The sequence below is a fragment of the Pedobacter sp. genome, assembly GCF_041662865.1.
Classification (GTDB): domain Bacteria; phylum Bacteroidota; class Bacteroidia; order Sphingobacteriales; family Sphingobacteriaceae; genus Pedobacter.
In genome coordinates this window covers 25,379-37,791 of the sequence record NZ_JBAZRL010000034.1, presented here as the reverse complement: position 1 = coordinate 37,791, position 12,413 = coordinate 25,379, and the positions used below count along the sequence as shown (strand labels likewise).

Genomic DNA, 12,413 nt, shown 5'->3' with positions numbered 1-12,413 from the left:
GCTTTAAGTAATGTAGAAGATCCAGATTTAAAGAAAGATTTGGTTACACTACACATGATTAAAGATGTTAAAATTGAAGATAAAACGATTGGATTCACATTAGAATTAACCACGCCAGCGTGTCCAATGAAAGAGATGCTGAAGAACGCCTGTACAAATGCGATTAAACATTTTGTGGCGGCTGATGCGGTAATCAATATTAATATTACTTCAAAAGTTACCAAACCATTAGATACTACGCAATTAAAAGCGATTAAGAATATTATTTTAGTTTCATCTGGTAAGGGCGGAGTTGGAAAATCGACTGTTGCTAGTAATTTAGCCGTAACTCTAGCTGCAGATGGCGCTAAAGTTGGGTTAATTGATGCGGATATTTATGGTCCTTCTGTACCCATTATGTTCGGTTTAATTGGTGCAAAACCAAGTGCTAGAGAGACGGGAGATGGTAAGACATTAATTCTGCCAATTGAAAAATATGGCATTAAATTACTTTCATTAGGGTTTTTTGCAGATCCAGATCAACCTGTGCCTTGGCGTGGCCCAATGGCTTCAAATGCAGTCAAACAGTTGTTTAATGATGCAGATTGGGGAGAATTAGATTATTTAATTGTAGATCTTCCACCGGGTACTGGAGATATTCACATTACTATTTCTCAAAGTTTTCCAATTGCAGGGGCTGTAATTGTGACTACTCCACAGCAAGTAGCATTAGCCGATACAAGAAAGGGATTAGCCATGTTTAAAATGCCTGGAATTAATATTCCAGTTTTAGGAGTGATAGAAAACATGTCTTATTTTACACCAGCAGAATTACCAAATAACAAATATTATATTTTTGGTAAGGATGGAGGAAAACAACTAGCAGAACAGTATAAAGTACCATTTTTAGGGGAAATTCCTTTGGTGCAAAGCATTACTGCAGCTGGCGATAATGGGCAACCAATTTCAATGGATAAAGAAAGCCCACTTGCTGCGGCATTTGGAGAAATTGCTGGTAAAATGGCACAACAAATTTCTATAAATAACATTCAGACAGCAAATTGCTAAAAATTTACTATTTTTATACTTTAAAAAATATAAGATGAGTTTAACGGAACAAGTGGAGCAAGCATTAGAAACAATCAGACCCTATTTAATAGCTGATGGTGGAAATGTTGCCATAGAAGAGATAACGCCAGAGCATGTTGTTAAATTGAGATTATTAGGTAATTGCGGTTCTTGCAAAATGAGTTTTATGACTATGAAAGCAGGAATTGAGCAGGCAATTATGAAAGCAGTGCCTGAAATTACAGGTGTTGTTGCTGTAGACTTAGCAGAGCAAGATTAGATTTTAACACAATTTAACTAGTCAATTAAGCATTTACACCTATTTTTGTGAAATGAAATATAGCTTAACCATCATATTGCTATTATTTGTTGCCACGGTTTTTGCGCAAAGCGATGCCAAGAGCAATAAATTGGTGCAGCTTTCGGGAATTATTACTGATGCTGACAGCAATGTGGTTGTGCCATATGTAACTATAACTAACCTATCTTTTAAGGAACAAAAATACGCCGCAAATTACCAAGGTTATTATTCTTTTATTGCCCATCCTGGCGATACTGTGGTATTTTCTGCAGTTGGCTTTACTAGCAAAACTCTGATATTACCAAATGAAATTGCAGAGCACAAATATACAGCGATGGTTAAATTAAAATCAGAAGTGGTGTATTTGCAAGCAGTTAGAGTTAATCCTTGGGCAACAATTGAAGAGTTTAATAAAGATTTTCTCTCTATGAAAGTAGCTGATGACGATATGGCTATTGCTAAAAGAAATTTATCGCCCAAAGCATTAAGAGGTATGATCGCCACCTTGCCTAGAGATGGGCAGGAAATTAGCAATGGAAATTATCGTTATAATTTCGATCGGATGATGAACGTGAACATGCGTCAAACGAATCCTCTACTAAACCCTTTTGCTTGGGGTAGACTAATGCAAACTATCTTTAGTGGGGATAAACTTCGTAGCGAAGACAAATAGATTTTATTGATACGATTTACGTAAATCAAAAATTTTCAATCAAATTATCTTTTTCGATTTTGTTTAGGGAAACGCATTTTATAATCCGTTTGTACATTCCCTTTAGAGATATTGTCTAGCTTGCTTCTTAACATTTGCTTACGCAACAAACTCAATTTATCAGTAAATAATTTACCTTCAATGTGGTCGTATTCGTGTTGAATTACTCGAGCTGGAAAACCTGTTACTTTTTCTTCGTGAAGCTTCCAGTTTTCATCATAATATTTAATTAAGATGTTTGGTTTACGCATCACATCTTCACGTACTTCCGGAATACTTAAACAGCCTTCATTAAAGGCCCATAGTTCGCCAGTTTCTTCTAAAATTTGAGCATTGATAAAAACTTTTACATAAGCCTCTTCGTCTTCATCACCTTTGGTATCTACAATAAATAAACGAATAGGCAAACCAATTTGTGGAGCAGCCAAACCAACACCACTAGCATTATACATGGTTTCGAACATGTTTTTTATCAGTTGTTGTAAATCAGGATATGTTTCATCAATATCAACACATACTTTCTTTAAAACAGGGTCGCCGTAGGCTACAATTGGTAACTTCATGGTGCAAAAATACAAAAATACACGAATTGTTAGATTGCTTTATTGCTAAATTGTCGTTTTGATGACAAGCAATGTTTTAATAACTATTCAAAATCTTTAGCTTTCAGTAGGATAAAACGTTAATGAACTTAGTTTACTTTCATCTAAAATCTCGTTAGAAATAGCTGCCATATCAGCTGTACTAACTGCTCTAATTTTATTGAATACAGTTTCTAAATCATCAATTTTATTGTAATCAATTAAGCTTTTTGCCATAGAAATGATGAGCCCAATTCGATTTTCTTCGCCTAAAGCAATTTGCCCAATAAATTTATTCTTCGCTTTTTGCAATTGAATTTCTGTTAATGGATTATCCTTTATTTTTTTGAATTCTTTTGCAATTAGGCTGAACGCTTTATCAAGTTTTTCTTTATCCGTACCAAAATATAAAGCAAAAATCCCTGTATCACTCAGCGGACTATAATTAGATTCTATGGTATAAGCGATGCCGTATTTTTCTCTCAATTGTAAATTTAAGATCGAGCTCATTCCAGTTCCGCCAAGCATATTATTTAGCAATAATAAACCTGCTTTGTACGGATGATGTAACGAATAGGCTTGTGCACCCATCATGACATGCGCCTGTGAAATTTGTTTATTTACAACGATGTTTTGTGCTTTATTAGGAATTGGTGCACTTCTTTTTTTAGGCGATAAATTTGCTGTGACAGATTCGAAATGGTTCGAACCAACTTTAATGAATTTATTTAGCGAGTAATTTCCAATCACGGCAACTACAATTTCATCCGTTCTATAATTATCCTTGATAAACTTTAAAATGTCTTTTCTAGTTAACGCATTTACTGTTTCAGGATTGCCTAAAATGTTTCTTCCAAAGGGATGTCCAGCAAAAAGTTGATCTTCGAAATCATCGTTTATCGCTTCTTCAGGTTGATCTAAATAAGAAGTAATTTCATCTAAAATGACTCCTTTTTCTTTCTCCATTTCATCTTCTGGAAACACAGAATGGAAAACAATATCATTAAAAAGTTCTAACGTTCTATCTATATATGGATTTAAAAATGAAGCATGAACACAGGTATATTCTTTAGTGGTATACGCATTTAAATCTGCGCCAATACTTTCTAATCGAGTTAAAATCTGATTGGTATTTCGTTTTTCAGTGCGTTTAAAAATTAAATGTTCTATAAAATGAGCCAAGCCCATTTGCTCTTCATCCTCATCTCTAGAACCACTATTGATAATAATACAAGCATGAGAAATTGCCGATGCTGAAGGCACATGCAAAAGCCGAATGCCGTTGTGTAAAGTGTGAACGTTATATTCCATTAAGCGGCAAAGATACATAAGATTGCGAGATTATTTATTGATATGCAGTGCATAACTCTGTCATTTTGACCTATAAAGCATTTTGGAACAACCATTGATAAGCATAGGTATAATCAAAAAATTATAAAACAAATATGACAACAGAAAAAGGAAGTATTTCCATACACACAGAAAACATTTTTCCAATCATCAAGAAATTCCTGTATTCGGATAATGAAATCTTTTTAAGGGAATTAGTTTCTAACGCAGTTGATGCGGTTCAAAAAATAAAACGTTTAGCAGCACTTGGTCAGTACAATGGCGAAGTAGGCGAACCATTAGTAGAAGTAAGTTTAGATGCAGCAGCAAAAACCATAACCATTAGCGATAACGGTTTGGGTATGACTGCAGAGGAAATCAAAAAATACATTAATCAAGTTGCTTTCTCTGGTGCTAGTGAGTTTGTAGAAAAATTCAAAGATGCGAAAGACGCCAATGAAATCATTGGTAAATTCGGTTTAGGGTTCTATTCTGCATTTATGGTGTCTGACTTGGTAGAAATTCAAACCTTATCTTATCAAGAAGGTGCTACACCAGCAAAATGGACTTGCGATGGCAGTACAGAATTTGAAATTTCTGATGGAGATAGAACAACTCGTGGTACGAGCATTATTTTACATATCAATGCAGAATCTGAGGAGTTTTTAAGTGAGCATAAACTGCAAGAAATTTTAGATAAATACGCTAAATTCTTACCTGTTCCAATTAAGTTTGGAACTAAAACTGAGCAAGAAGAAGATGGCGTTGATGCGGAAGATAAACCAAAATATAAATCAGTTGAGGTTGATAATATTATTAACACAACTAATCCAATTTGGACGAAAGCACCTGCAGATTTGTCAGATGCAGATTATTTAGATTTCTACAAACAATTATATCCGTTTTCTGAAGATCCATTATTTTGGATTCACTTAAACGTAGATTATCCTTTCAACTTAACAGGAGTTTTGTACTTCCCTAAGGTGAAAGACGATTTTGATATGCAACGCAACAAAATCAAATTGTTCAGTCGCCAGGTATTTATTACGGATGAAGTTAAAGACATCGTACCAGAATTTTTGATGTTATTACACGGTGTAATTGATTCGCCAGATATTCCCTTAAACGTTTCGAGAAGTTTCTTACAAGCAGATAGCAACGTAAAAAAAATCAACAGTTACATCACTAAAAAAGTAGCTGATAAATTAGCTGAATTATTTAACAAAGATCGTAAGGCTTACGAAGAAAAATGGAGCAACATCGGTCTATTCGTTAAATACGGAATGATTAGCGAAGAGAAATTTTACGATAAAGGAAAAGATTTCGCGTTGCTAACCAATACCAAAGGTGAAAACTTTACTTTCGAAGAATACAAAGAAAAAGTAGCTCCAGTACAAACTGATAAAAATGGAACAGTAGTTTATTTATATACAACAGATCCAGAAAAACAAGATGGTTTTATCCAATCGGCAGAGAAAAAAGGTTACGATGTTTTATTGATGAACTCTCCAATTGATAATCACTTTGTGAGCAGTTTAGAGCAAAAATTAGAGAAAACACAATTGAAACGTGTGGATGCGAGTGTTGCAAATCAACTAATTGAAAAAGACGAAGTTTTAGAATCTGTTTTAAGCGAAGAGCAATCGACAAACGTTAAAGCGATTTTCGAAAAAGCAATTGCAAAACCAAATTTTAGTGTGGAAGTCGTTGGTCTAAGTCCAGATGATTCTCCAGTTACGGTAACCATGGATGAATTTATGCGCCGCATGAAAGACATGGCTAAAATGGGTGGCGGAATGAGTTTTTACGGAAACATGCCGGATAGTTATAAAGTGGCTATCAATGGGAATCACAAATTGGTAAGTAAAATTTTAGCTTCAACAAACGAAGAAGAACAAAGCAAATTTGCAAAACAAGCAGTTGATTTAGCGTTACTATCACAAGGGATGTTAACCGGAGCAGAATTAACGGCTTTTGTAAGCAGAAGTGTGGAATTAATATAGTTTCCAAAAGGGGAATTAAAAACGGCGTCATTTCGACTGAAGCGTAGCAAAAAATGGAGAAATATTTAAGTTCTCTCCACTACGGTCGAGGTGACGCCTAATTATTATAAAATGAGAAGAAGACTTTCGCTTGTACCAGTAGTCATTTTTACTATTTTCTTTCTGCTGTTAAATGCATATGCATTAGGTGGATTGCAGGTATTAGCGCCACAAACATATGTACCAGCAATTTTTTGGTCGGTCGTAGCAGTGATTGTAGTCTTAATGATTACGGCAGTAGTTCGATTGCAAAGCCGTGAACCTGATAAGTTTTTTATGCTAGCCGTACATGCGTTCATTATGTTTTTTGCTAGTGAATTGCTATTTGTTGTAATGCTTTTGCTTGATGATATGTATCGTTTAATCGCTGCAGTTTTTCATCATTTTATATTTCCGCCAAGGGCGATAATTGCTATGGAAGTAGCGGTTGCCTTATTTTTATTCTTATTTTTTGCTTTCCTATACGGGATGCTTTGGGGCAAATACGCCTATCGCGTTATTAAGCATACGTTATACTTCGATGACTTGCCAAAAGCATTTGATGGATTTACCATTACTCAAATATCTGATGTACACGCCGGTAGTTTTACCAATCCGAACGAAGTACAAAAAGGCATCCATTTAATTAACAAGCAACAAAGCGATTTATTCGTTTTTACTGGCGATTTAGTAAACAATAAAGCCGAAGAAATTAAACCTTACATTGGTCATTTCTCCCAAATTAAAGCTAAATACGGGCAGTTTTCTATTTTAGGTAACCATGATTATGGCGATTATGTGAAATGGGAAAATGACTTAATAAAAAGAGGAAATTTACAGCAGCTCAAAAAATACCATCAAGAATTAGGCTTTCGTTTATTGTTAGATGAACACGTAGAACTTGAAAAGGATGGAGAGAAAATCATCTTAGCTGGAATAGAAAATTGGGGTTTAGGTTTTGGTGAACGTGGTGATTTGCAAAAAGCATTGCAAAATACAACAGCAGACGAGTTTAAAGTTTTGCTTTCTCATGATCCATCACATTGGGAGGCACAAGTAAAAAACAATCCTTCAAAAATACATTTGACATTAAGTGGCCATACACACGGAATGCAATTTGGTATTGAGCTATTTGGCATCAAATGGAGTCCTGTAAGTTTACGCTACAAACACTGGGCGGGTATTAAAGAAGAAAACGGGAGGATTTTAAATGTGAATAGAGGCTTCGGCTTTATTGGGTTCTCTGGCAGAGTTGGTATTTGGCCAGAAATTACCGTTATCGAACTGAAAAGAAAATAAAATCTTCTAATTCAGTATGGAAAACCATTGTTTTTCTAATCTAACTTAAAGATTTAGTTAAAATTTGTAAAAAATACAATTTGTCAAAAACTAAAAATTAAGTTTGTATAGATAATCATCCCAGTCTTGAAAAAACGCCATTCTCTTTTTCTACTATATCTATTGATTTTAAGCACATCAACTGTGTTTGCGCAAACCAATAAGCGAGTGAATGGTTTGGTTACCGACAGCAGTAAAACTGCGATAAGCAATGCCAATGTTTTACTAATTACAGATAAAGATACGCTACGTACCACTACCGACGATGATGGCTATTTCAATTTCTCTAAAGTTAAAGTAGCATCATTTACATTAATGGTTAAATTAATGGGTTACCAGGAGTTTAGTGGCAATTATACTTTTGGTAAAGAAAAAGAATTAGAAATTAAAGGGATCGCGTTAAAGTTTGCTGGCAACATGCTCAAAGAGGTTCTCATTAAAGGTAAGCCCAACCCAATACGAATAATGCAAGATACTGTGGAATACGATGCCGTAGCATTTCAGGTTTTTGAGGGTGATAATGTGGCTGATTTACTAAAACAGTTTCCTGGATTGGAAATTGACGAGGAATACAATGTTAAAACAATGGGTAAAGAAATGGTTAAACTCCGTGTAAACGGGAAAGACTTTTTTACCAACAATGTAAAAGATTTTATCGCTAAACTTCCGGCAGCAATTGTGGCTAAAATTCAAGTTATTGATGATTTTGGAGATGAAGCAAATTTTACAGGAATAAAGATTGGCGAGCCTGCTAAAATGCTAAACATTGTGACCAAACCCGGCATGAACAAAGGAAAATTCGGCAACGGTGGCGTAACTGCTGGAACTAATGATCAACTCGGTGGTAATGGAAACATGAGTTTGTGGCGTGATACAAAACAAAGCAGTGGCGGATTAAATTACACGACCTCAAACAACGGCGCTGGAGAAAGTGAAAACATAAGATTATCGGCCAACCATCGGGATAAATTAGGAAAGTACGGAAACTTTGGCGTTGGTTATAACATTGGGCGCAACAATTCTGCCTTTAGTGCCGAGCAGTCTGTAGAAACCTTAAATCCGTTAGGCACATTTTATACAAATTCAAAAAGTAACGGAGAAAATAAAAACAGCAACCAAAATTTAAACTCAGACTTTAGCTTTAATAATAAAAAAATCTATCTAAATAGTTCAATTGGCTTGTCGTATAACCAAGGCAACAATTTAAATGAGTCCATTAACAATCAATTAGGAATTATTAAGCAAGACAGGAAAAATAATAGCCTATCAAGCAATAAATCGCCTAGAATAAATGCAAACATAAGTTTAGCGAAAATCTTAAAAAATAAACGGAATAGTTTATCAGCAAACTTCATGGTTTCCACAAGTTCAACTAATTCAAATCAAAACATAAGTACAAATACACTTTACTACAATAAAGACACTCAGGTTTTAGAGAAAGACTCGCTATTAAACAGAAATCTAATCACAGAAAGCAATGGTCAGAACGTTAACATTGGCATTAATTATAGTCTCGGTTTAAAAAAACTGAAAGATACGTTAGCCAAACAAGCCTTAAGTTTTAATTACACCGCTTTGGTAATGCGAAGCCGTAATGATGTAGCTACCAAAGTATTTGATAATTTAACCAGTCAACCTCGGTATATCGATTCACTAAGCACGCAGTATACCTCCATGGTTATCAATCAATCTTTGGGCATAAATTACAATTACACCAATAAGAAAATGCGGTATAATTTTGGGATGAATGCCAGACCGACTTTAATGACTAGCAATTACATAAATCTCCATCAAAAAATAAACAACAATGCGTTTAACTATTCGCCAAACATAAACTTAAGCAGAACAATTGCGAAGGGGAAAACAATTTCAGCTAGTTATACCGGAAGCAATAATGCCCCATCCCTTTACCAATTGCAACCCATAAGAAATACGCAAAATTTACAAAATGTTATTGTTGGAAATCCAAACTTAAAACCATCCTTTAACCATAACATTTCTTCAAGTTTTAACTATGTGCATTTAAAATCAGGAGTATCATTACAAACCGGATTAAGCTTTTCGACTACCCGAAATGAAATTGTAAATAATGTTATTTTACTCCCTGATACGCTAAATAGCTTAAAACAAGAAACGCGATTTGAAAACACAAACGGTACATACAATCTGGGGAACAACTACACGCTAAATATTCCACTCAAAAAGAATAAATTTTCCGTTTCGTATAGCGGCAACATTAACCTTTCAAATAGAGCAACGTTTATTAATAGTATTAAACGATTTAATAAAGGGATAAACTTATCGCAGAATTTACGAGGCACAATTAATTTGAAACAAGCCAATATCACAGCAAGTACAAATTATAGTTTTAACTCAAACAACAATATAAACCTAAACTCAATTAACGATATCGCTCTTTTTAATTTAGGTCAAATTAGTGGAGCCACATTTTTTAGAACGCATAATTTTAGAACAGATTTAAGCGGTTCCTTACGATTGAAAAAACTTAATGTGAATACAAATATAAACTACAGCATTACGAACAGCAATGCAACCTTTAGTCAAAGCAATAGAGACGTTAAAAATTTAAACCTATCGCTTTCTGCAAGGGCTACTATAAAAAAATCATACTTTGTTGGCTTTAGTGCAGCTAAACAAATTAATTCGGGTTATTCTTTAGCAAACACAAATCCGTTTATAGTAAACGCTAATTTGAGCAAAGCGTTTTTTAAAGACCAATCGTTAAGCATCAACATTAATGCGAACGATTTATTAAACCAGGGAAATAATCTAGCTCGATTTGTTTCCGGAAACTCAATCATAGATAGCAGAAGTAATCAAATTACTCGAGTTTTCACCTTTGGTGTAAATTATAACATCTCTAAGTTTGGCGGGAAAGTATTTCGTGTAGATGCCGATTAAAAATTAATTCAGCCTTGCTGTAGCGTTTACTGCGCCTTTCTCGTATAGATTAAAGTTAATGGCCATTAACCTAATTTATTTGTACACACTAAAATTTAATTATGAAAATATCAATGCACTATAAAGCTATACTAGCTGCGGTTATGCTATCCCTAGGATTACTTTCTTGTTCAAAAAATAGAGATTACGAACCAGTAGACATTTCGGGATTAAGTATTATCCATGCTTCGCCAACTACACAAAAACTAAATGTATATGTAGATAATAATTTGGCAACCTTTAATGAATTTTCCTTTGGAAGTAAAGTCGACTATTTAAATGCATATTCTGGCAGTAGAAAGTTTGATGTTGCAAAAGCCGGCACTAACACCAGTTTAAAAACAGAGCAACTTACGCTCGAGCCACAAGTTGGCTATTCATTGTTTGTAGTTGATAAGCTAGAAAACATTCAATTCCTTTTATTGAAGGATGATCTTACTAAACCGGCAGCGGATAAAGCAAGAATTAGATTTGTAAACTTAAGTCCAGATGGTGGAGCATTAAGCTTAGCAATTAATGGCCAAGCAACAGATCTTTTCACTAACAAAGCATTTAAAGAATACTCAACATTCGAAACCATTAATGCCGCAGATAAAGTAACGTTTAATATTAAAAATGCTACAACAAGCGCAATTGAAGCATCACTTGTAGACACTAAAATAGAAAGCGGAAAAATTTATACCATTTATGCAAAAGGCCTAAAGGCAACTACCGATGATACCAAATTCGGGGCGGCTATTTTCACACACAAATAGCTTCTTCGTAGAGCCATCCATTTATGCGATGGCTCTTTTTTGTTAAAGCATAAATTATGAATTCAGTCATTCCACGTAGGAGGGAATCGTAATGCAAAAAGGCATTGCATTAAATTTCAAAATCAAGTCTAGGAGACGGCCCTTTCAAAATAGCTTTTTTATAAAGCATATATTCGTCAATTTTATAAAATCAAAAACCATTTCTATAATAAAGCCGTAGCTTTGCGTTATTAACGTAGCAGCTTATTCATAGATATGGCAACTAATAAGATTAATTTTAAACAAAAATTAACAAGAAAACACGTCTTCAACGGGTTATTTATCATCCTAATTTTACTTTTTTTGTTTGTTCCTGCTGCCAAAGCATTCATGCTACAAGGTCTAATGGAAATAGGTTTATTCAAACCTAATCTTACCAACAAAGCTTCAACCCCTAATACAGATTTATCCTCTATTAAATTTAAAAATGCCAAAGGCGAAATCATTAGCCTTGCCGATTTAAAAGGCAAAATAATTTTCCTCAACTTTTGGGCAACCTGGTGTCCGCCATGCCTAGCAGAAATGCCATCCGTTAATAAACTATACGAGCAATATAAAAACGATCCCGAAGTTGTCTTTTTATTAGTTGATGCCGATAGCGATTTTACCAAAGCACAAGCCTATATGGATAGAAAAAAATATAAATTACCAGTATATAACTTCGCAAGTAATTTGCCAGAAAGCATCTTTAAAGGCTCGCTACCAACTACAATTGTATTCGATAAAAAGGGCAGAGTTTCATTTAACGGAGAAGGAGCTGCAAACTATTCGAGCCCAAAGTTTATTACGTTTATTAATCAACTAAAAGAGTTAAAGAATTAAGCAATGCAACAACCATTTGATTTAGAAATAGGCAATATCAATTACGCTATATTCCCAGAAGGAAATGATATTTATGTCGTATTTAAAGACGGAAAAGAATACGCACAAATTCAAAAAGACGATGCAGAACAATGGATAAAATTTGATAAAGAAACCGCATTACCTTTATTTGAATACGATGAAGAAGTGAATCAAATAGGAAAACTAATCAATGCATATCTGTTAAATCCAGAGAACGAAGACGATGACATAGAAGATTCAGAATAATGGATGAATCATTTTATGTTAAAGTAAACGGCATTATTTACGAAGTTATTCCAGAAGAAAACAATACCTACACCATCTTTAAATGGGGAGCAGAGTATACACAAATTGTTCGCAACAAAAATCTAAAATGGATGCGAATAGATTACAAAACTGATCAACCCATTGTAGAAGTCAACGATGAAGTAGAAGATATTGGCGAAGCCATTGTTAATTATTTAGCGTAAGTATTTTAAAACATTA

12 protein-coding genes are annotated in these 12,413 nt (G+C 34.3%); 10 read left to right on the top strand and 2 right to left on the bottom strand.

The features are described 5' to 3' along the window. From WC622_RS11760 to WC622_RS11750, 3 genes are all read left to right on the top strand, one after another. The coding region (locus tag WC622_RS11760; RefSeq protein WP_372819889.1) for an Mrp/NBP35 family ATP-binding protein at positions 1-1,047 on the top strand (1,047 nt) is incomplete at its 5' end. A gap of 34 nt (positions 1,048-1,081) precedes the next feature. Then, a complete protein-coding gene (locus tag WC622_RS11755) occupies positions 1,082-1,327 on the top strand; it encodes a NifU family protein (protein WP_182922973.1) in 246 nt (81 codons plus the stop codon). A gap of 52 nt (positions 1,328-1,379) precedes the next feature. Continuing rightward, a complete protein-coding gene (locus WC622_RS11750; protein WP_372819888.1) occupies positions 1,380-2,021 on the top strand; it encodes a carboxypeptidase-like regulatory domain-containing protein in 642 nt (213 codons plus the stop codon). Between the two features lie 44 nt (positions 2,022-2,065). Here WC622_RS11750 and def read toward each other — a convergent pair whose 3' ends face one another. Further along, a complete protein-coding gene (gene def, locus WC622_RS11745) occupies positions 2,066-2,623 on the bottom strand; it encodes a peptide deformylase (protein ID WP_372819887.1) in 558 nt (185 codons plus the stop codon). Positions 2,624-2,719: 96 nt separating this feature from the next. Continuing rightward, on the bottom strand, positions 2,720-3,952 hold the full coding sequence (locus WC622_RS11740) for a M16 family metallopeptidase (RefSeq protein ID WP_372819886.1): 1,233 nt from the start codon (positions 3,950-3,952) through the stop codon (positions 2,720-2,722). A 134-nt stretch (positions 3,953-4,086) separates the two neighbouring features. Between WC622_RS11740 and htpG the strand changes: the two genes are divergently transcribed. From htpG to WC622_RS11705, 7 genes are all read left to right on the top strand, one after another. Beyond that, positions 4,087-5,973 carry a molecular chaperone HtpG gene (gene htpG, locus WC622_RS11735; protein ID WP_372819885.1) on the top strand — a complete coding sequence of 629 codons (1,887 nt, stop codon included), beginning with the start codon at positions 4,087-4,089 and terminating at the stop codon, positions 5,971-5,973. 111 nt (positions 5,974-6,084) lie between these two features. Further along, a complete protein-coding gene (locus WC622_RS11730; protein WP_372819884.1) occupies positions 6,085-7,290 on the top strand; it encodes a metallophosphoesterase in 1,206 nt (401 codons plus the stop codon). Positions 7,291-7,416: 126 nt separating this feature from the next. After that, positions 7,417-10,251 carry a TonB-dependent receptor gene (locus tag WC622_RS11725; RefSeq protein ID WP_372819883.1) on the top strand — a complete coding sequence of 945 codons (2,835 nt, stop codon included), beginning with the start codon at positions 7,417-7,419 and terminating at the stop codon, positions 10,249-10,251. A gap of 101 nt (positions 10,252-10,352) precedes the next feature. Then, complete coding sequence (locus tag WC622_RS11720; RefSeq protein WP_372819882.1) at positions 10,353-11,045, top strand: DUF4397 domain-containing protein; 693 nt, start codon at positions 10,353-10,355, stop codon at positions 11,043-11,045. Positions 11,046-11,300: 255 nt separating this feature from the next. After that, positions 11,301-11,906, top strand: coding sequence for a TlpA family protein disulfide reductase (locus WC622_RS11715; protein ID WP_372819881.1), 606 nt, complete (start codon positions 11,301-11,303; stop codon positions 11,904-11,906). 3 nt (positions 11,907-11,909) lie between these two features. Further along, positions 11,910-12,173 (top strand): hypothetical protein, encoded by a 264-nt coding sequence (locus tag WC622_RS11710; protein WP_372819880.1) that lies wholly within the window; start codon positions 11,910-11,912, stop codon positions 12,171-12,173. Then, on the top strand, positions 12,173-12,397 hold the full coding sequence (locus tag WC622_RS11705) for a hypothetical protein (protein WP_372819878.1): 225 nt from the start codon (positions 12,173-12,175) through the stop codon (positions 12,395-12,397). The genes WC622_RS11710 and WC622_RS11705 overlap by 1 nt, the downstream gene beginning before the upstream one ends. Positions 12,398-12,413: the final 16 nt, after the last annotated feature.